This is a genomic window from Pseudomonas sp. SCB32 (assembly GCF_009189165.1).
GTDB lineage: Bacteria > Pseudomonadota > Gammaproteobacteria > Pseudomonadales > Pseudomonadaceae > Pseudomonas.
Window position 1 is genome coordinate 1,352,384 of record NZ_CP045118.1, and the last position, 18,725, is coordinate 1,371,108.

General features: G+C 64.2%; 17 protein-coding genes and 1 tRNA gene. 5 read left to right on the plus strand and 13 right to left on the minus strand.

Annotation, left to right across the window (positions count from 1 at the left end; translation table 11 throughout):
* Nucleotides 1–75 precede the first annotated feature (75 nt).
* The 4 genes from GA645_RS06290 to GA645_RS06305 all read right to left on the minus strand — a co-directional run bounded on the left by GA645_RS06290 (nt 76) and on the right by GA645_RS06305 (nt 2,143).
* Nucleotides 76–483, minus strand: a complete 408-nt coding sequence (locus tag GA645_RS06290; protein WP_152220962.1) for a hypothetical protein — start codon at nt 481–483, stop codon at nt 76–78.
* Between the two features lie 57 nt (nt 484–540).
* Nucleotides 541–1,068, minus strand: a complete 528-nt coding sequence (locus GA645_RS06295) for a hypothetical protein (protein ID WP_152220964.1) — start codon at nt 1,066–1,068, stop codon at nt 541–543.
* 55 nt (nt 1,069–1,123) lie between these two features.
* Nucleotides 1,124–1,513 (minus strand): hypothetical protein, encoded by a 390-nt coding sequence (locus tag GA645_RS06300; RefSeq protein ID WP_152220966.1) that lies wholly within the window; start codon nt 1,511–1,513, stop codon nt 1,124–1,126.
* Between the two features lie 159 nt (nt 1,514–1,672).
* Entirely contained in the window at nt 1,673–2,143 is a 471-nt protein-coding gene (locus tag GA645_RS06305; RefSeq protein WP_152220967.1) for a nuclear transport factor 2 family protein, read from the minus strand.
* 218 nt (nt 2,144–2,361) lie between these two features.
* Between GA645_RS06305 and GA645_RS06310 the strand changes: the two genes are divergently transcribed.
* Both GA645_RS06310 and GA645_RS06315 read left to right on the plus strand, forming a co-directional pair.
* Nucleotides 2,362–3,123, plus strand: a complete 762-nt coding sequence (locus GA645_RS06310; RefSeq protein WP_152220969.1) for a class II aldolase and adducin N-terminal domain-containing protein — start codon at nt 2,362–2,364, stop codon at nt 3,121–3,123.
* Nucleotides 3,124–3,190: 67 nt separating this feature from the next.
* Complete coding sequence (locus GA645_RS06315) at nt 3,191–4,138, plus strand: choline ABC transporter substrate-binding protein (RefSeq protein WP_152220971.1); 948 nt, start codon at nt 3,191–3,193, stop codon at nt 4,136–4,138.
* Here the strand turns inward: GA645_RS06315 and GA645_RS06320 are convergent.
* The 4 genes from GA645_RS06320 to GA645_RS06335 form a co-directional block, all read right to left on the minus strand.
* Nucleotides 4,135–5,184 (minus strand): GlxA family transcriptional regulator, encoded by a 1,050-nt coding sequence (locus GA645_RS06320; RefSeq protein ID WP_256676082.1) that lies wholly within the window; start codon nt 5,182–5,184, stop codon nt 4,135–4,137. The two genes, GA645_RS06315 and GA645_RS06320, sit on opposite strands and share 4 nt — an antisense overlap.
* 112 nt (nt 5,185–5,296) lie before the next feature.
* Nucleotides 5,297–6,958 carry a choline dehydrogenase gene (locus tag GA645_RS06325; RefSeq protein ID WP_152220975.1) on the minus strand — a complete coding sequence of 554 codons (1,662 nt, stop codon included), beginning with the start codon at nt 6,956–6,958 and terminating at the stop codon, nt 5,297–5,299.
* A gap of 30 nt (nt 6,959–6,988) precedes the next feature.
* The gene (locus tag GA645_RS06330; protein ID WP_152220977.1) at nt 6,989–8,149 is read right to left on the minus strand and encodes an aromatic ring-hydroxylating dioxygenase subunit alpha; all 1,161 of its coding nucleotides are present in this window, start codon (nt 8,147–8,149) and stop codon (nt 6,989–6,991) included.
* A gap of 235 nt (nt 8,150–8,384) precedes the next feature.
* Nucleotides 8,385–9,302, minus strand: a complete 918-nt coding sequence (locus GA645_RS06335) for a LysR family transcriptional regulator (protein ID WP_152220979.1) — start codon at nt 9,300–9,302, stop codon at nt 8,385–8,387.
* Nucleotides 9,303–9,413: 111 nt separating this feature from the next.
* On the opposite strand from GA645_RS06335, the gene GA645_RS06340 reads away from it, so the two are divergent.
* On the plus strand, nt 9,414–10,013 hold the full coding sequence (locus GA645_RS06340; RefSeq protein ID WP_152220981.1) for an FMN-dependent NADH-azoreductase: 600 nt from the start codon (nt 9,414–9,416) through the stop codon (nt 10,011–10,013).
* An 88-nt stretch (nt 10,014–10,101) separates the two neighbouring features.
* On the opposite strand, the gene GA645_RS06345 is transcribed toward GA645_RS06340, so the two are convergent.
* Together GA645_RS06345 and GA645_RS06350 are read right to left on the minus strand one after the other, a co-directional pair.
* A tRNA-Gly gene (locus GA645_RS06345) sits at nt 10,102–10,175 on the minus strand.
* A 151-nt stretch (nt 10,176–10,326) separates the two neighbouring features.
* A complete protein-coding gene (locus GA645_RS06350) occupies nt 10,327–11,220 on the minus strand; it encodes an alpha/beta fold hydrolase (RefSeq protein ID WP_152220983.1) in 894 nt (297 codons plus the stop codon).
* A 502-nt stretch (nt 11,221–11,722) separates the two neighbouring features.
* Between GA645_RS06350 and GA645_RS06355 the strand changes: the two genes are divergently transcribed.
* Together GA645_RS06355 and GA645_RS06360 are read left to right on the plus strand one after the other, a co-directional pair.
* Nucleotides 11,723–12,556: an ABC transporter substrate-binding protein gene (locus GA645_RS06355; protein ID WP_152220985.1), complete on the plus strand. Its 834-nt coding sequence runs from the start codon at nt 11,723–11,725 to the stop codon at nt 12,554–12,556.
* A gap of 2 nt (nt 12,557–12,558) precedes the next feature.
* On the plus strand, nt 12,559–15,432 hold the full coding sequence (locus GA645_RS06360; protein WP_152227947.1) for an HD domain-containing phosphohydrolase: 2,874 nt from the start codon (nt 12,559–12,561) through the stop codon (nt 15,430–15,432).
* Nucleotides 15,433–15,654: 222 nt separating this feature from the next.
* Here GA645_RS06360 and GA645_RS06365 read toward each other — a convergent pair whose 3' ends face one another.
* The 3 genes from GA645_RS06365 to GA645_RS06375 form a co-directional block, all read right to left on the minus strand.
* On the minus strand, nt 15,655–16,404 hold the full coding sequence (locus GA645_RS06365; protein WP_152220987.1) for a murein L,D-transpeptidase catalytic domain family protein: 750 nt from the start codon (nt 16,402–16,404) through the stop codon (nt 15,655–15,657).
* A gap of 97 nt (nt 16,405–16,501) precedes the next feature.
* Nucleotides 16,502–17,524 (minus strand): L,D-transpeptidase, encoded by a 1,023-nt coding sequence (locus GA645_RS06370; RefSeq protein WP_152220989.1) that lies wholly within the window; start codon nt 17,522–17,524, stop codon nt 16,502–16,504.
* Between the two features lie 137 nt (nt 17,525–17,661).
* A complete protein-coding gene (locus tag GA645_RS06375; RefSeq protein ID WP_152220991.1) occupies nt 17,662–18,714 on the minus strand; it encodes a L,D-transpeptidase in 1,053 nt (350 codons plus the stop codon).
* Nucleotides 18,715–18,725: the final 11 nt, after the last annotated feature.

Sequence of the window (18,725 nt, forward strand, 5' to 3'; positions counted from 1 at the left end):
GCAAGGAAAATAAGTCCGTCCCCTTTCTCCTCGGTAGATTTTCTCCCTTTGTCTATCCAGGCATCCTGTTGATCTTTAGGGATTGTGTTTCTTAGGGGATATTTTTATCCACATAATGTCCCCTGTTATCGGTTCGGCTCCTAGCTCCTCGCGCAGGTCATCACGTAATAGAGTCAGTATTTTGTTTAGGTCCGAGTCCTCTTTGTTGATAGCTAGGTCGGTAACAATTTTTTGAACTTCGTTAATCTGTTCTTTTGTGCCGAATAGTTGTATGTCTGAAATGGCGTTTTCTATTTCTAAAGAAATTTCGTGGATTGCTGGGTGGTTGCTCATCCTTGAGAATACTCTGAAAGTATTTATTAAGTAGCCTGCTCTTTGCTCTCTTCTTTTGTTTTTTTGATCTCTGGTTGATGTCAGATGATGAGTAGATAAAGCTACTAGTAGAGCTACTATTGCGGAGATTGATACAGCTAGTGTGGTCATTAGGTAAGCCTTTTGTAAAAGGGGGATAGATATATTTTTCCTGCCCTTATTTGGGCCTTAATCCCGATCGCGATAGTGAAGGCCGACCGAGGACTTACAGTTTCGCTTCGCGATACTCCCCTCGCGCAAGGGCCAACATGCGGCCTCTTTCATATCGCGGGTCTCACCAACGACCGTGACGCGGACTTGTCTGGGCTGTTCCGGCTGGACATCCACAGCGTCCGTTCCCATTGGCACCACGTTATCCGCCCCGCGAGCGACGTAATTGCTGTCGTTGTAGTCGGTCTGCTTCGGCTGGATTTGCTGACGGTTGCTTGTGTTGACGTTTTCCCAGAACAGTTGCTCGGAGGTTTTTTCCGGCGCCCTGGCGGGTTCGTCGAAATCGTAGACGGGCGTATAGCGTTCGGCGGGAGCGGTTTGAGCTAGGGGAGGCTCGGGAGAGAAGGAAAGTTTATGGCCGGCCATGTACAACGCCAGGGCCGTGATACCTGCTCCGAGGGCAATCGCGACCAGCCAGATGCCGAGTTCATGGCCGCGTTTCCTGCTTTTCAGGTAGTGCGGGGCGTCGTCCCAGTCCGCATTCATAATTGCTCTCCCGTCCGTTGGGAATACTGTCTACTCGAGGCTGTTCTGCCTGATCTCAGGGGCGATTGCGCTGCGGATCAGCCAAAGCCGCTCGGCGCTTTCGCTTTGCGTACAGACTGACCGCGCAGCAGACGACGAAGATTATCCCGGCGGCTGCGCCAAGGTGCGGAGCTATCACCACGATCAGAGGTACGCTGACCAGGCCGATCTTGGCGCCAATGGCCGCGAGGCCAGTCGGCGCTGCCGCATTGGCGGCGGCGACCCCCGCGAAGGCCAGGACTCGAGAGGTTTTGCCAACCTCGTCCGCCGCTTCGTTCAGTTCGGTGGGATCGAGACGCAAGGGTTTGCCATTGCGGCGGAACGCCCAGCGAAACAGTCGGCGCAACAGACCGAAGGCGAAATAGAGAAAGAGTGCGGCGAAGCCGAGGCTGATGACGGTACCCATCGAAATTCCTTTTCCCTGGAGGAAGGCATGGCGAGAGTGTCATCAATACGCCATCAGTCTGTCCAGAGGACCGAAGCAGCCATGTGCAGGGCGTAATGCGACGGCGCCCGACTTCATCCACCTCTACCGCAGCAGATGAGTTCGAGCGCAGTGAGCTTTTCAGCGTACCGAAGCGCTAACCACAGCAGCTGGCCCTTCCGAGAGGAAGCACTTGTAGACCCTGGCCTTCACCCGCCAGCCCGCCGCGGTTTTTTCCAGCCGGTCTTCGTATTGCCCCCACATCGAATAGAGCGCGCCCGCGCAGTCATTGATGCCGCGATGGACGGCGTAGTAATGGACTTTGGTGCTGGCGGAGTTGCCGTCGATGTCGATGTCGATGGTGAAGTTGCCTACGTTGTGGTGCGTCGCGCCGCAGTTGGAGCCTTCCCCCAGGTTGAGGTGCATGGACGCGACCAGGCTCTTGAGATTCGGGCTGATCACGCCTGGGCCCAGGGCCTGGGTGTAGTCCCCGGTGGCTTCCTCCATGAAGACATCGCCCAGTTCATCGAAGCGCTTGCTGTCGACGAGGTCGCAATAGCGGACATAGAGGCCTTCGATTTCGAAACGGTCGATCCAATAGGTTTCAGGCATGACTCGGGCTCCGATCACAGTGAGGTGAATTCAGGATCGATGGCTGGCGGATGGGTATGGCGCCCAACTGATCCGGACTCGCTGCCACTCTAGGGGCGTGCAATTGGCGGCGCCTCGTCCATTTGCGGCAGACCAGGTCGCATCGCATCAAGTCGCCGGCGACGCCGTCCTTAGACTCGGAGACGACCCAGACGTACCCGTATCTCCGAGGAGCTGTCATGCCCACCGAATCCGTTGCCGCTTTCGACGCTCACGCACAGGACCATGCACAAGCCCGCGCCGAGCTTGCCTGCGCCTTTCGCTGGACCGCCCGACTGGGGATGCACGAGGCGATCGCCAACCACTTCAGCCTGGCCCTGTCCGAGGATGGCCGGCGCTTTCTGATCAACCCCTACGGCCGGCACTTCTCGCGGGTCCGCGCCAGCGACCTGCTGTTGCTCGACGCCGACGACCCTTCCGCGCTGGACCGCCCGGACGCGCCCGACATCACCGCCTGGGCCCTGCACGGCGCCTTGCACCGTCGCCACCGCCATGCGCGCTGCATCCTCCATGTGCATTCGAAGTACGCCACCGCGCTGGCCTGCCTGGCCGATTCGCGCCTGCCGCCCATCGAGCAGAACTCCATGCGCTTCTTCGAGCGCGTGGCCATCGACGAGGGCTTCGACGGCATGGGCCTGGGCGACGAGGCCGAGCGGGTCAGCCGGCAGATTGGCGACAAGCCGATCCTGCTGATGGGCAATCACGGCGTGCTGGTGGCTGCGCCCAGCGTGGCCCAGGCCTTCGACGACCTCTACTACTTCGAGCGCGCCTGCGAGGTCTACCTCACCGCGCTGGCCACCGGCCGCCCGCTGCGCGTCGCCAGCGACGAGGTGGCGCGCAAGACCTGTCGCCAGTGGCTGGACTACCCGGACTTCGCCGTCCGCCATTTCAACGCGCTGCAGGAGATCCTCGACCAGGAAGAACCCGACTACCGCACCTGAAGGGCCGCCAGAAGCCCGCCCCACTGCACGTGAAACTCCCCCTCGAACCCGCTCCGGAGTCGTTCGCATGTCGAAGAAACGCGCTGTGCCTGTGCTCGCCGTATCGCTGCTGTTCGCTTCCATCGCCACCGCCCAGGCGGCCGAACCCTCGGCCTGCCAGACGGTGAACTTCGCCGAGGTCGGCTGGGCCGACATCGCCGCCACCACCGGCCTTGCTACTACTCTGTTGCAGGGCCTGGGCTACCAGACCAAAACGCAGATGCTGTCGATCCCGATGGCCTACCAGGCCATGGAGATGAAGGGCATCGATGTCTATCTCGGCGCCTGGATGCCGTCGATGGCGGTGATTTCCAAGCCGTTCCTGGACAAGGGCAGCGTCGAGCGGGTGCGCACCAACCTGGTCGGCGCCAAGTACACCCTGGCCGTGCCGGACTTCGCCTACGAGGCCGGGCTCAAGGACTTCAAGGACATCGCCCGGTTCAAGGACCAGTTGCAGGGGCGCATCTACGGCATCGAGGCCGGCAACGACGGCAACCAGATCATCCAGGGGCTGATCGACAAGGACAGCTACGGGCTCAAGGGCTTCCGCCTGGTGGAGTCGAGCGAGGCGGGGATGCTGGTGGAGGTGCGGCGGGCGGTGCGCGCGCACAAGCCGATCGTGTTCCTCGGCTGGGAGCCACACCCGATGAATACCCAGCTGCAGATGCGCTACCTGAGCGGCGGCGATGCCGCCTTCGGGCCGGACTATGGCGCCGCCGTGGTCGACACCCACACGCGCCGGGGTTACCGCCAGGAGTGTCCGAACGTCGGGGCGCTGCTGACCCAGCTGGAGTTCCAGCTGGGCATGGAGAACCAGATCATGGGCGCCATCCTCAACGACAAGCAGAAGCCGGCGCTGGCCTCGCGCGATTGGCTCAAGCGCAATCCGCAGGTGCTGGACGCCTGGCTGGCCGGGGTGACCACGGTCGACGGTCAGCCGGGCGCGCCGGCGGTGCGTCGCTACCTGGGGCTCTAGAGCGGCAGCTGCGACGGGTCATGCGCCAGTGGCTGGCGCATGACCGGCGCGCTCAGGCTCTGCGAGCGATCGTTGCTCGGCGGGCAGCCGAACCTGGCGCGATAGGCGCGGGAAAAGTGCTCCAGCGAGCCGAAGCCCGAGCTGGCGGCGACCTGGGCAACGCTCATGCGGGTTTGCTGCAGCAGGTTGTGGGCGCGCGCCAGACGCAGACTGAGGTAGTACTTCAGCGGAGTCAGGCCGGTGTGCTGCATGAATTGCCGTTCCAGTTGCCGGCGTGACAGCGAGACCCGCTCGGCAATGGCCTCGCAACTCAGCGGTTCCTCCAGATGCTGCTCCATCAGCTCGATGGCGCGGCTCATCTTGCCGGCCTGGGCGTGTAGGCTGCGGCGATAGCCTTCGGCCTGCTGCACTTGCGGCTCGCGCACCTGCTCGATGAGCATGTGCATCGCCACCTCGCGCGCGAGGTTCCCGCCCACCAGGCTGTCCAGCCAGGCGAGCAGCATGTCCAGCACCGCCGTTGCGCCCGCGCAGGTCAGGCGCGTGCGACCCAGGTAGTAGAGCTGCGCGCAGGCCTGTACCTTCGGGTAGCTCTCCTGAAAGCCTTGCAGGTTGTCCCAGTGCACCGCGGCGGGGTGACCGTCGAGCACGCCGGCAGCGGCGAGCAGTTCGGTGCCGGTCTCGATGCCCACCAGCACCGCGCCGAAGGCGGCCTGGCGCTTGATCCAGGCCTTGAGCGCGGGACTGCGCGCGTGGCGGTGCACATCGAAGCTGGCGATCACCACGCAGGCATCGAACTCCTCAGGCTCGCTGACGCTCGCCTGGGGGCTGGCGAGCAGGCCGTTGCTGGCCGGCACAGGCTGGCCGTCTACCGACAGCAGGGTCCACTGGAACAGGCTGCGCTGGGCCAGCCAGTTGGCGATGGACAGTGGCTCGATCAGCGCCGCCAGGCCGAAGTTGGAGAACGATGGCAGCAGCAGGATGCCGATGCGCAGGGGCGGCCGGGTAGGGTCCTGCCAATCCAGGCTGAGGGGTTCGGTTCGTTTCATGGTGACACCTGGCACGGAAATGGGCGCCGGCTGCATCGGCCGGCGCCTCGCTCGAATGGATAGGCCCGCTGCGCCTATGCAAGCGGAGCGGGCCGGGTTTGGCAAGTGCGCTTCAGCGCTGGCATTCGCGCCAGCGCGGGTGAATCCACACCGGCGCATCGCTGGCCGGCAGGGCGTTGTGACCACGGATCAGGTCGCTGGCCTTCTCGGCGATCATCACGGTGGGCGCGTTGGTATTGCCGCTGACGATCTCCGGCATGATCGACGCATCGACCACGCGCAAACCACGCAGACCATGCACGCGCAACTGCGCATCGACCACCGCCGCGGGGTCGCCGGCCGGGCCCATCTTGCAGGTGCCGCTGGCGTGATAGCCGGTCTCGGTGACGCGCCGGGCCCAGGCGTCGAGCTGGGCGTCAGTGGTCTGGTCGGCGCCGGGCACCAGTTCGTCGCCGGCATAGGCGCGCATGGCCGGCTGGGCGAGGATCTCGCGCACCAGGCGGGCGCCGGCGCGCATGTCGGCGCGGTCGCGTTCGGTGGTCAGGTAGTTGAAGAGGATGCGCGGTGCCTGGTGCGGGTCGGCGCTGGTCAGGCTGACGCTGCCCAGGCTGGTCGGGCGCATCAGGTCGATGTGCACCTGGAAGGCGTGCTCCGGCACCAGGTCGACGCTGCCCGGCTGCACCGCCAGTGGCATGAAGGTCAGTTGCAGGTCGGGGAACTCGACTCCGGCACGCGAGCGGATGAACGCCCCGGCCTCGAAATGATTGCTCGCCGCAAGGCCATCGTGGCTGGCGAACCAGCGGGCGCCGATCATCCATTTGCCTGGCGCGCGCGTCCAGGGGTAGATGGACACCGGCTGCTTGCAGCGGTACTGCACGACGGTGTCCGGGTGGTCGTTGAGGCGCTGGCCGACGCCGGGCAAGTCATGCACCACGGGGATGCCCAGGCGCTCCAGGTCCTGCGCCGGACCGACGCCGGAGAGCATCAGCAGTTGCGGTGAGTTGATGGCGCCGGCGCTGAGCAGCACTTCATGGCGCGCGCGCACCTGATGCCGCTCGCCGTCCATTTCGAACTCGACGCCATAGGCCTGGTTGCCATCGAAGAGAATGCGCCGGCTCAGCGCCGAAGTCGCCACGCTGACGTTGCTGCCCTTCAGGGCCTCGGCCAGGTAGCCGCGCGCGGTGCTCCAGCGCTTGCCGTCGCGGGTGGTGCGGTCGACCGGGCCGAAGCCTTCCTGGCGATAGCCGTTGAGGTCGCGGCTGAAGTCGTAGCCGGCCTGCTGGCCGGCCTCGATGAAGGCCCGGCACAACGGCGGCGAAGTATCGCCGGGGGTGACGTGGAGCAACCCGTCGCCGCCCCGGTAGGCGTCGGCGCCGTCCCGGTGGTTCTGCGCGCGCATGAAGTACGGCAGCACCTCGCGATAGCTCCAGCCCTCGCAGCCGCGCTCGGCCCAGCCATCGTAGTCGCGGGCATGGCCACGGATGTAGACCATGCCGTTGATCGAGGACGAGCCGCCGAGGGCGCGCCCGCGCGGGGTGCCGATGCGGCGGTTGTCCAGGCCCGGCTCCGGCTCGCTGGTGTAGCTCCAGTTGAAGCGCGTGCCGCCCACCACGATGCCCACGGCGGAGGGCATGTCGATGGTCCAGCTGCTGTCCACCGGGCCGGATTCCAGCACCAGGATGCGCAATGCCGGGTTCTCGCCCAGGCGCTTGGCCAGCACGCAGCCGGCCGAGCCTGCGCCGATGATCACGTAGTCGTATTCATGCGCGAGCATAAGGTTCTCCCGTGACAGGTAAGCGCGAGGTCAGCGACCGCTGATGCCGTCGAACACCAGCTTGTGGAAGTGGTGCACCAGGTGCTCGCTCTCGTTGCTGCGCTCCGCGTCGATCATGTAGCGGCCCTGGTCGTAGCCGAGGGAGCGCAGGCCCTTCTGCACGCTGATGTTGAGCTCGATGTCTTCCGGGCCGAGCTCATCGTTCATCCACTTCATGCAGGCGTGGGAGACCTCCGGGACTTCTTCGTGTGGGCTGTAGTAACCGAAGCGCAGCAGCGAGCGCTCGGCATCCAGCGGAATCATGATGAAGGTGCCGAGGAACTCGGAGTACGGGAAGGTGTAGAAGGTGTTGTTCGGCCACAGGCCGATGTTGAAGAAGCGCTCGTCGGGATTGCGCGGCCCGGTGAGTCTCACCCCGTAGGCATCCTCGGCCTGCAGGTTGGCCGGGGCTATGTAGGTCCACCAGTTGTCGCGCTTGGTCAGGCGGTAGCCCTTGAAGTCGATCAGCTTGGCCAGGTCGATGTGGCAGGGGCCGGAGAGCTTGAAGTGATAGCCCTCGATGGAGTTGTCCATGATCACTTTCCAGTTGGCCGGAACGATCACGTCCTGCTCCTCGATCAGGCGCATCTTGCCCAGGTCAGGGAAGACCGCGCGCATTTCCGCGTCGGCCTCGGGGAAGAGTTCGGCCAGCGCGGGGGCTTCGGCGTCGAAGTTGAAGTAGACGAAGCCGCCGAGCTCCTCGACGCGGATTTTTGGGATGTTGAACTCCTGCTTGTCGAAGGCGATCAGCCGCTCGCTGCGTGGCGCACTGCGCAGGCTGCCGTCCATTTCGTAGCACCAGGAGTGGTAGGCGCAGCGCAGGACGCGGGTGTTGTTGCCACGGCGGACATCGAGCAGGCGATTGCCACGATGCTGGCAGACGTTGTGGAAGGCGTTGATCTTGCCGTCATTGCCGCAGGCCACCACCACGCTCTGGTCGAAAATGTCGCAAACCACGAACTGCCCCGGTTCGGCGAATTCGTTGCGGTGCCCGGCCAGATGCCAGGCGCTCATGAAGATACGGTCGCGTTCGGCGGCGAAGATCTGCTCGTCGAAGAAGTAGCGCGAGGGCAGGGTGAAGGCCTCTTCCGGGCGCTGCTCGGCCCAATCTGCAATGGAAGTGCCGCGTTTGATCTGCTCGACGGATTGCATGGCTGGTCTCCTCCAGACTCTGCCCCCTGGGTTCGATCAGGGGCTTGCTCGGGGCCTAATCTAGGGGAGCGCGGGAGGCGACTCTTGATGAAAAGCGACAACTTCGCGGGCTGGATTGATCAACCGCTGCTCTTGCTTGAACCGCGCATTCGGCCGCGAGGGAGCGCGTGCGATCGCCTCCGTCCCCAGGGCCAGCATGTGCAACAGCGAAACACGGCTCGCCAACCTGTCCCGATCAGGCGCGGGTATCGACCTCGGCCAAGCGGACGGGAAGCTTCTGCAGAAATGCATCCACCGTTACCCGGACTTTCACCGGAAGGTGCTGCGTGTAGGGCCACACGGCGTGTATGGCGTAGGTCACGCCGGGCATCTCGGGCAGCAGCTCCCGCAGCGAGCCGTCGCGCAGCGCGTCACGCACCAGCCAGTAGGGTAGCCAGACCACGCCCAGATCCTTGAGGGCTGCATCCAGCAAGGCTTGCAGGTCGTCGGAGAGCAGGCGGGTCTCAGGCTGAAGCTCCACCGCTTGCCCCTCGATCAGGACTCGCCACCGGTGCACCTGGCCAAAGCGCGCATAGGCCAGGGCCTTGTGCTGCGACAGCGCCTCGACGGTCCGGGGCTCCCCGAAGCGCTGCAGGTAGGCGGGCGAGGCGCAGAACGCCATGCTGTGCTCACCCAGCGGGCGCGCCACCAGGGCGCTGCTGTTGGGGAGCGTGCCGACACGAATCGCCAGGTCGAAACCTTCCTCCACCAGATCGACGGCCCGGTCGCTGAACGACAACTCCAGATTCAGCTCGGGGTTCTCCTGGGCCAGCTCCATCAGGATCGGCGCCAGGCACAAGTGGCCGAACAGCGAAGGCATCGACACCCGCAGACGCCCCTTCATCTGCCACTTGCCGCTCTCCAGCAGCGTCTCTCCCGCGCGGATTTCTTCCACGGCGCGCAGGCAGTATTCGTAGAACAGCGTGCCCTCATCCGTCAGGCTCTGGCTGCGGGTCGTGCGCTGGAACAACACGACGCCCAGCCGCTCCTCGAGGCGAGCGATGCTCTTGCCCACCGCGGAGCGCGTGATGTGAAGCTTCTCGGCGGCCTGGGCGAAATTCTTCGCCTCCACCGCAGCCACGAAGACATCAATGCCTTTCAGGTTATTGCGCATGTCAGTGGATACAGAAAGTCTACTTGGTGCGTAGATTTTATCCGTTATGGCTCGAAATGGTGAATGTTAGGATTCTTTCCATTCCTCAATTCAGCAACGGAGAGACCTCAAATGGCCCGGATTCTCGCGCTCAAATCCAGCATCAACGGCAGCCAGTCGCAGACCAATACCCTGATCGACGACTTCCTGGCGGAGCGCAAGGCCAACGGCCATCAGGACGAAGTGATCGTGCGCGACCTCGCGAACCTCGACCTGCCGGTGCTCGACAGCGAACTGTTCCACGCACTGCGGGGCGCCGTGCAATCCAGCGAACAGATCCGGCAGGCGGTGGCCCTGTCCGACGCACTCATCGCCGAGCTCAAGGGCAGCAACCTGCTGCTGATCGGCGCGCCCATGTACAACCTCAACGTGCCGACCCAACTGAAAAACTGGTTCGACCTGGTGGCGCGGGCACAGGTGACCTTCCGCTACACCGAGACTTACCCAATGGGCCTGGTCGAAGGCGTGAAAGCCATTGCCTTCAGCTCGCGCGGCGGCGTGCACGTCGGTCAGGAGACCGATGCTGTCACGCCCTACCTGCGGGCAGTGCTGGGCCTGATGGGGATCACCGACGTGAAGTTCGTCTACGCCGAAGGGCTCGATATCCGGCCCCACGGCGTTGTTGCGGGGCTGGCGAATGCGCGCAAGCAGATGGACGCGCTTCACGCTTGAGGGGCATTGCCCGCGCTGCGGCAGGAGCACCTTGGAAAAACAAAAGCCCCCGGCAACGAACGCTGCCGGGGGCATTTGCATGGGAATCTGGAGCGGGCGAAGGGAATCGAACCCTCGTCATGAGCTTGGGAAGCTCAGGTAATGCCATTATACGACGCCCGCTTGGGGGTGCCTTTTTACCAGAAGGCGGGGGCTTAGTGAAGCCTTGGGCGGCGAGCTGCGCCGAGGATGCTGCTTTTGTGCGGTGCTGCGTGCAAAAAATAACCGGAGGCGGTGGGTGGTGTCCGGCCCCCGGTGTTGTGCGCTGGCTGCATCAGCTCACCATGGCGGCAATCGGTACGCCCTGGCTGTTGGGCTGGTACGCGGGAGCCAGCATGACCTTGCGCTGGGGTTGGAGGAAGGCGAGCAGGTGCTCCTGGGTTTCCTGCCAGGCCTGCTTGTGCTCCACGTCGATGAAGTGACCGGCGTTGCGGATGGTGCGGAATTCGCAGTCGCGGATCAGTTGCTGGAACAGGCGCGCTTCGGCCGGGGTGGTGTAGATGTCCAGTTCGCCATTGAGGAACAGCAGCGGGATGTCGATGGAGGAGAAGTTCTCCATGTAGCTTTCCGCGCTGAGCTGGAGCACCTGGCAGATATGGAAGTGCATCTGCTGATATTCGTGCTCGTCGAGGCTGCTGACGTGTCGGTAGTTGAAGCGCTTGAACAGATGCGGCAGGTAGCGGCCGATGGTTTCGTTCACCAGGTTGCCGACGTTGGGACGGTCGCAGGCCGCGAGGTAGTCCAGGCCGCGGTGCAGGTAGTCGAGCATCGACGCGTTGAGCAGCGGCGAGAACGAGTTGATGACCGCCTTCTGGATGCGCGCCGGGCGCTGGGCCAGGGCCAGCAGCGTGGCGACGCCGCCCCAGGAGAAGGACATCACGATGTCCGCCTGGTAGTGCTCGATCAGCTCCAGCAGCAGCGCTGCCTCGTACTCCTTGGTGATCGGCTCGCGGCAGTCGTTGTGCGGCTTGGACTGGCCGGAGTACGGCTGGTCGTAGCAAACCACGTTGAAGTGGGGCTGCAGGTATTTCACCGTTTGCGTGAAGGAGGCAGTGGTTGCCAGCGAGCCGTTGACCAGGATGATGGTCTGACGCGCTTCCCTGTTGGCGTGGAACTCCGTGTGTACCCGATGTTGCTGAATCTCGACGACGGCGGTTTCCGGCCTCATGTCGTTTTCCTCCAGACGCAGGTCATAGGAACGCACCCACGATCGGATGCGAAGAAAAGTACCCAGGCAGAGGAAAGCGCCTTGACGTGACAGCTTCGTGTCACACGGCGAAACTTAATATTTTCTTAATTTTCAATCAGTTACGACGCCAAGAAGTATCGTTCCGGCACTGTTTCCAGCGCGGAATGAGGCTCTTGACCAGGCAGGGAAGGGGCGGCTTGGGGAACGGCTGCCGCGATGAAGCATTCTTGGACGTTGTGCGTGACTCACCGGTCACGCTTGGGCCAGAGTTAAGCAGGCGGGGTCGTCCGACGCAACCGTCCGTGAACGATTGTTCGCGCTTGCCGGTCGGGAATCCGACGAAGTGACATTTATCTTTGTGACTCGACGGCGATTTGGAGAAGGCCGATTACACTCTTTGTGTCAGTCATTTCTTCCCGCCCGCAGATGAGCGTCGTTGACGTGCTCCTCTCAAGGCCGATACCGCGGACGGAGCGGGTCAATGGCACTGCACCCCTTGCTGCGCACTCTGCAGGTCTTGCCGGCTGCCTGGCTGTTTGCGGTAGCCATGGGCGCCGACCGTTATGGCTGCGAGGCGCCGATCCGCGTCGCCTATACCCGCAACCTGGTGTTCTTCCACGATGACGGTGGCGGCATCGACACCGACCTGATTGCCGAACTGGCGCGGCGCAGCGGCTGCAAGTTCGTGGCCTCGGTACGGCCGCGTGACGAGATCTGGCGGATGCTGGAAAGCGGCGACCTGGAGATGGGCACCAGCGGAGTTGCCACGCCGCAGCGGCGCACCTTCACTTACCTGCTGCCGTACGTCTATCTGCGCAACAAGCTGATCGTGCCGAACGAGTTGGGCGACATGCAGTCGCTGGAGGACTTCCACAATATGCCCGGCGCGCGCATCGGCGTGATCGCCGGTTACCGCCATGGCCCTTATATCGATGCCGTGCTGCGCATTCTGCGGGGCGAGGGGCGGGTGGTGGAGTTCCATGACGATGCGACTCGCTTCACCGCATTGCTCAATGGCGACGTGGAAGGGGTGATCGGCCACGAGCTGAACCTGGAGGGCGCGGTCACCGATCGCCGTGAGCGCGAGCGGTTCCGGGTGGTCGATGTGATGCGCGGCCCGGCCACGCCGCACCACCTGATGCTCTCGCGCAAGCGATTCACCCCGGCGCAGAGCGCCGAATGGCTGCGCCTGATCGAGTCGCTGTGGCTGGACGGCAGCCTGGCCGGGATCATGCAACGCAACACGTCGCCGGCCATGGCGACGGAACTTCTCGATAGCGGATATCGCTACGGCTCAACGGACAGAGGCTGGTGATGATGAAGGTACTCAAACGGGGCATCCCGCTGCAGCTGCTGGTGGCTGGCGCCATCATTGTCAGCATGCTGGTGCTGGCGGGTGCGTTGCTGATACAGGGCTACCGAGGCGTGGAAGGGGCGCTGGTGGCGGCGGCGGGCGAGTCGGCCAGCCAACTGGGCGCGACCATCAACGAGCGCATCCGCCGCCTGATCGATCCGGCGGAGAGCGCGCTGCGGCTGATGACCCACGACCCCATCTCGCAGATCGACAACCTGCCGGCGCGCCTGGAGCGCTTGCCGATGCTGGTGGAGAACCTGCGCGCCAACCGTACCCTGAGCGCGGTGTACATCGGTTACCCGAATGGCGAGTTCATGCTGATCCGCGCGCTGCGCGTGCCCGAGGTGCGGCGAATCCTGCAGGCGCCGGACGACTCGAAATACCTGGTGCAGAGCCTGACCCTGGACAGCCAGGGGGCGCTGAAGGGCGAATGGCGCTTCTACGACAAGGACCTGCAACTGCTGGGCGCGCAGGAGCGCCCGGACTACAAGTACGACCCCCGACAGCGGCCCTGGTATCGGGAATCGCTCGACACCAGCAAGACCGTGCTGACCCAGCCCTATGTGTTCTTCACCACCCGTGAGATCGGCCTGACCCTGGCGCACCGCAGTGTTGACGGTGCGGCGGTGATCGGCATGGACGCTTCGGTCAACGACCTTGGCGGCGAAATGGGCGACCTGCGCCAGACGGCCCACACCGAGCTGGCGGTGGTCGATGGCAAGGGCACGGTGATCGCCTACCCGGACCTGACCAAGCTGCTGATCCATCAGGGCAACGAGCTGCGCCTGGCGACGCTGGAGGAACTGGGCGTGCCCAGCCTGACCCAGCTGAACGCCGCGTCGATGCCGGCTGGCCAGCCTCGGGCCTTTGAGGCCGGGGGCGCGACCTGGTACGGCATCTGGGTTCCGCTGTCGAACTTCACCAACAGCGAGGTGCGCGTGCTGATCGCTATTCCAGCCATCGAGCTGCTGGCCGGCGCCCGCCAGCTGCTGATCGACCAGGCCCTGTGGAGTGCGGTGTTGCTGCTGGTGCTGCTGCTGATCGGCTGGTATCTGGGCCGTCGCATCGCCCGTCCGCTGACGGCGCTGGCCGACCAGGTGGAGTCTTTGGCGGCCTTCGACTTCGCCCGGCCCATTGGTGTGCAATCGAAGATTGCCGAGGTGCGCGACCTGAGCCGGGTGATGGGCAGCATGTCGCGCACTATCCACAATTTCCAGGCGATCACCCTGACCTTGAGCCGGGAGACGCGCCTGGACAGCATGCTCGAAGGCGTGCTCTCGCGACTGGTGGAAGCCACCGCCGTCATGGGCGGCGCGGTGTACCTGCTGGAGGACGAGGACAGCCGCCTGCGCCTGGCCTGCACGGTGCACGGCCAGCAGTATCCGCAGTCGATGGTCATCGAGGGTTTCACCGAGGCCCAGCTGGCCGAGCGGGTAGGACAGGCGCTGGCCAATCGCGGGCAGTACCTGGAAGTGTCGCTGCGCAATCGCAGCGACGAGCTGCTGGGCATTCTCGTCCTGCAGCTGGCGGAGGAGGGCGCCGACAGCCAGCAGCCGCTCCAGCCGTTCAAGCGCTTCGTCGAGGAGCTTTCCGGCGCTGCCGCCGTAGCCATCGAGACCCGCCAGTTGATCGAGGCCCAGCAGCGCCTGCTGGATGCCATCATCAAGCTGCTGGCCGACGCGATCGACGCCAAGAGCCCCTACACCGGCGGCCACTGCGAGCGGGTGCCGCAGCTGGCGGACCTGCTGCTGCAGAAGGTCATCGATTCCCGTGACGGCGAGTACGCCAGCTTCACCATGAGCGATGCGGAGCGCTACGAGTTCCAGATCGCCGCCTGGCTGCACGACTGCGGCAAGATCACCAGCCCCGAGTACGTGGTGGACAAGGCGACCAAGCTGGAGACGCTGTACAACCGCCTGCACGAGGTTCGCATGCGCTTCGAGGTGATCTGGCGCGATATCGAGCTGGACTACTGGCGCGGCATGGCCGCGGGCAACGACATCGGCTTGCTGGCGGCGCGGCGGGATGCACTGCATGAAGCATTGCGCGAGGACTATGCCTTCGTCGCCCAGGCCAACGTCGGCGGCGAGTTCATGAAGGATGAGGATATCGAGCGCCTCAAACGCATCGGCGAGCGCCGCTGGTTGCGCAATTTCGATGATCGCCTGGGCATTTCCCACGATGAGCTGGAGCGCAAGCGGGGATGCCCGGAACCGACCTTGCCGGCGGAGGAGTTCCTGCTCGCCGACAAGCCCGAGCACCGCGTGCCCTGGGGTGAGCGCAAGCCGCCGGTGGACAAGGACGACCCGCGCAATATCTGGGGCTTCGACATGCGCCTGCCGCCTTTTGCGAGCAACTACGGCGAGCTATACAACCTGGGCATTCGGCGCGGCACGCTCAACGAGGAAGAGCGCTTCAAGATCAATGAACACATCGTCCAGACGCTGATGATGCTCACCACCCTGCCGCTGCCGCGCCACCTGCGTCGGGTGCCGACCATCGCCGCCAACCACCACGAGAAGGTGGATGGCACCGGCTATCCGCGCAAGCTGTCGCGGGAGCAGATGAGCATTCCGGAGCGGGTCATGGCAATCGCCGATATCTTCGAGGCGCTGACCGCCGCCGACCGCCCGTACAAGGCGCCGAAGACGCTGTCGGAGTCACTGAAGATCCTGGCCTTCATGGCCCGCGACCAGCACATCGATGCGGACCTGTTCCGGGTGTTCCTGATCCAGGGGGTGTACCTGGAGTACGGCGAACGCTTCCTGCGGCCGGAGCAGATCGACGCGGTGGATGTGCAGGCGATGCTGGAGGTTCTGGAGACAGTCAAGGCATAGGGCGTACAGCCGTTCGCGGTTGTGCGCCGCTACACCGTGCGCAGTGTCGATGCCATGGCCTGGTCCGACGCTCCGTGCGGTCGGACTGCTCTCGCAGGAGCGGACCTTGTCCGCGAATCGATGGGGCTGTGCCTGTCTTCCCGGCGATCTCCGATACCACTTGTAGGAGCGCCCCACGGGCGCGATCGCGGGCATGGCCCGCTCCTACCGGGGGAAACCCTGTCAGCGTTTGGCGAGGTTCTGCGCGTAGCGGATGATCTGCGGGTTCTTCGCCACGGTGCAGCTCTGCCCGGCGAGGAACTGCGAGCTCTTCAGCCACTGCTGCTGCGGGTAGTAGGCGAATACGTAGCTGCCGTTCTTCACCGTATCGATCAGCTTCTGCGCCACCTGCGGGCGTACCGCCGGGCAGCCCTGGCTACGGCCCAGGCGGCCGAGTCCGGAGACGACTTTCGGATCGGCGTAGGCGGCCGCGTGCATGACGATGGCGCGCTCTTCGCTGTTGTCGTTGAAGCCCGGCTCCAGGCCCTGCAGGCGCAGCGAGCGGCCGTGCTTGCCGCTGTAGGTCTGACCGGTCTGGTAGAGACCGATGGAAGACTGGTAGCTGTTGGGGCGGTTGGAGAACGAGGTGGCGAGATCGTCGCCGCTGTTCTTGCCATGGGCGACCCACTCCTCGAACAGCAGCTTGCGCTGCTTGAGGTCGAAGACCCACAGGCGCTTGTCACGCGAGGGCTTGGAGTAGTCGATGACGGTCAGCAGCTGGTTGCCCCCGCCCAGCTGGGTGCTGGCGCACTGCAGGGCATTGAGCGCCAGGCGCAGCGTTTCGGTATTGGCGGCGGGCGCGAGACGGTGCAGCTCATCGGCCGTGGGCAGGCGATCGGCGGCGGACGCACTCTGCCAGCTCCCGAGCGCGAGAAGCGCGGTGCTGGCGACAGTGATCCGGAAGAACCCCCGCAACTTCGAAAAAGTCAGCATGAATACAACATTCCCGTTGAATCGATATGGTTTTTTCTGGGAAACGCCGCATTGTGCGCGATTTTTGACCAGGTGTTTGGTTGTTTTATGATCAAGTTTAGTCCGTCTGTCGGTTATCCGCATCGATAACGCGGAATCCGGGGGCGCTGCGGGTCTCCCGGGTTGACGACAGGTCAGTAATCACAAGGGTGCTGCCGACCTGGAGGCTGGCGAGCAGGTTGTGCAGGAATTGCCGGTCCACCGAGAACTTTCCAAGTTGTTCGGCGGGTGTCAGGCCCTCCTTGGGGTCGCTGACCTGGATGGCGCTCCAGCGCAGCTTCGGCTGGTTGCTGTCGATCTGGTTCGCCGTGGGCTTTTCCAGCAGGGAGAACGCGGCGACGCCCGATTTCTCTTCCGGACGGGAGATGCCCACCTTGGCGGTGCCGATCTCGATGCCGCCGCGGTAGACGTAGATCCGGCGGTCGGCGCGGCTGACGAGAACGGTCGGCGGCTCCTGGCTTTCTGCCGTGTCGCTCCAGTGCGGGAGGTCTTCGCCGTCCTCGTTCGGACCCTGCGGGCGGCCATCGCTGACCATGGGTGCGAGCAGGCCGGGATGGTTGACGTCCACCGGGGCGCTCTTCGCATCGGAAATGATCACGGTGGTGGTCGCCGTGCTGGTGACGTCGTAGAGCTTCCGGGCGAAGTCCAGCGAGAGATGGACGCAGCCGTGGGAGGACGGATAGCCAGGCAGGCCGCCGGCATGCAGGGCGACGCCATCCCAGGTCAGGCGTTCCATGTACGGCATGGCGGCATCGTTGTAGAGGGTGGAGTGGTGGTCCACCTGCTTCTGCAGGATGGTGAACACGCCGGTGGGCGTCTCCTTGCCCTTGCGGCCGGAGCTGACCGTGGCGACGCCGATGGCGATGCCGTTGCGGTACACGTAGACGCGCTGCTCGGTGAGGCTGACCACCAGGGTCACCGGGCCGTTGGGGGATATCTGCGGGTACCACAGGTACTGCCCGGGCTTGAGTGCGGCGACCGCGGCGGGCAGGTCGGTCAGGGGCGTGTGGGTCTGTGGCACGGCCTGGGCAAGATTGACCCCAAGGCCCGCCAGCAACAGCGGCAACAGTAGCGTCTTCATCGATACTCCGGGAATGTGGGGCGAGCGCGCAGCATACGGGCGGGCGCTCGCAACCTGAACGACTGGAGGGTGAATGCGGGGTAGGGCGTTTGCCCAGTGGCTGGCGTTGCGGCCTCCCTGCCTGTCATGCCGGAGGATCAGTTGACCGGCTGGTTCTTGACCGGCTTCTGTTCCGCCTTGCGGTCGTTGGTGGTGATCACCGTGAAGTCGGGGTTGCTGCGCATGGTGCGGGTGGACGGCAGGTCGGTGATGACCAGGGTGCTGCCGATATCCATGCTCGCCAGCAGGTTGCGCAGGAAGTCGCGGTCCATGCTGAACCTGCCCAGTTGCTCGGCAGGCGTCAGGCCCTTCTGTGGGTCGCTGACCTGCACGGTGGTCCAGCGCAGGCTGGGGTTCAGGCTGTCGATGTCGGTCTGGCTCGGCTTGCTGATCAGCGAGAAGGCGGCGACGCCGGTCTTTTCCTCGGGATGCTCGAACGCCACTGGCGCGGTACCGATCTGCTGGCCCCCTCGGTAGACGTAGGCGCGACGGTCGGCACGGCTGATCAGCACGGAGAGCGGGCCTTTGTCCGCACCCGGATCGCTCCAGAATGGCGTCACCATGCCGCTGTCGTCATGCGGTCCGGCGGGGCGCCCGTCGCTGACGATAGGGGCGAGCAGGCCGGGGTGATAAACCTCCACGGGGGAGCTCTTGGCGTCGGAGATGATCACCGTGGTGGAGCTGAAACCGGTGACCTCGTAGAGCTTCTTGGCAAACGCCATGGGCAGGCGGATGCAGCCGTGGGAGGCTGGATAGCCGGGTAGGTTGCCGGCGTGCAGGGCGATGCCGTCCCAGGTCAGGCGCTGCATGTAGGGCATGGGCGCGCTGTTGTAGAGGTCGGAGTAGTACTCGACCTTCTTCTGCAGGATGGTGAACACACCGGTGGGGGTCTCCTTGCCCTTCTTGCCGGTGCTGACCGTGGCGACGCCGATGGCGATGCCGTTGCGGTAAACGTAGGCGCGCTGTTCGGTGAGGCTGACCACCAGCGTCACCGGTCCGGCCGGGGAGATTTCCGGATACCAGAGGTACTGGCCGGGCTTGAGCGTCTTCAACGCTGCCTGCAAGTCAGACAACGGCGAGGGTTTGCTCGGGGTTGCGACGGCGAAGCTGGCGCTCAGGGCAAGCAGCAGGGCGACCGACAGTTTCTTCATCACCTTTCCTT

Bases quoted from the DNA above. Each gene is read 5' to 3' on its own strand.
- GA645_RS06370 (WP_152220989.1), bottom strand. From the start codon at position 17,524: ATGAAGACGCTACTGTTGCCGCTGTTGCTGGCGGGCCTTGGGGTCAAT.
- GA645_RS06365 (WP_152220987.1), bottom strand. From the start codon at position 16,404: ATGCTGACTTTTTCGAAGTTGCGGGGGTTCTTCCGGATCACTGTCGCC.
- GA645_RS06300 (WP_152220966.1), bottom strand. From the start codon at position 1,513: ATGGGTACCGTCATCAGCCTCGGCTTCGCCGCACTCTTTCTCTATTTC.
- GA645_RS06315 (WP_152220971.1), top strand. From the start codon at position 3,191: ATGTCGAAGAAACGCGCTGTGCCTGTGCTCGCCGTATCGCTGCTGTTC.
- GA645_RS06350 (WP_152220983.1), bottom strand. From the start codon at position 11,220: ATGAGGCCGGAAACCGCCGTCGTCGAGATTCAGCAACATCGGGTACAC.
- GA645_RS06325 (WP_152220975.1), bottom strand. From the start codon at position 6,958: ATGCTCGCGCATGAATACGACTACGTGATCATCGGCGCAGGCTCGGCC.
- GA645_RS06340 (WP_152220981.1), top strand. From the start codon at position 9,414: ATGGCCCGGATTCTCGCGCTCAAATCCAGCATCAACGGCAGCCAGTCG.
- GA645_RS06375 (WP_152220991.1), bottom strand. From the start codon at position 18,714: ATGAAGAAACTGTCGGTCGCCCTGCTGCTTGCCCTGAGCGCCAGCTTC.
- GA645_RS06290 (WP_152220962.1), bottom strand. From the start codon at position 483: ATGACCACACTAGCTGTATCAATCTCCGCAATAGTAGCTCTACTAGTA.
- GA645_RS06360 (WP_152227947.1), top strand. From the start codon at position 12,559: ATGAAGGTACTCAAACGGGGCATCCCGCTGCAGCTGCTGGTGGCTGGC.
- GA645_RS06355 (WP_152220985.1), top strand. From the start codon at position 11,723: ATGGCACTGCACCCCTTGCTGCGCACTCTGCAGGTCTTGCCGGCTGCC.
- GA645_RS06305 (WP_152220967.1), bottom strand. From the start codon at position 2,143: ATGCCTGAAACCTATTGGATCGACCGTTTCGAAATCGAAGGCCTCTAT.
- GA645_RS06330 (WP_152220977.1), bottom strand. From the start codon at position 8,149: ATGCAATCCGTCGAGCAGATCAAACGCGGCACTTCCATTGCAGATTGG.
- GA645_RS06320 (WP_256676082.1), bottom strand. From the start codon at position 5,184: ATGAAACGAACCGAACCCCTCAGCCTGGATTGGCAGGACCCTACCCGG.
- GA645_RS06310 (WP_152220969.1), top strand. From the start codon at position 2,362: ATGCCCACCGAATCCGTTGCCGCTTTCGACGCTCACGCACAGGACCAT.
- GA645_RS06335 (WP_152220979.1), bottom strand. From the start codon at position 9,302: ATGCGCAATAACCTGAAAGGCATTGATGTCTTCGTGGCTGCGGTGGAG.
- GA645_RS06295 (WP_152220964.1), bottom strand. From the start codon at position 1,068: ATGAATGCGGACTGGGACGACGCCCCGCACTACCTGAAAAGCAGGAAA.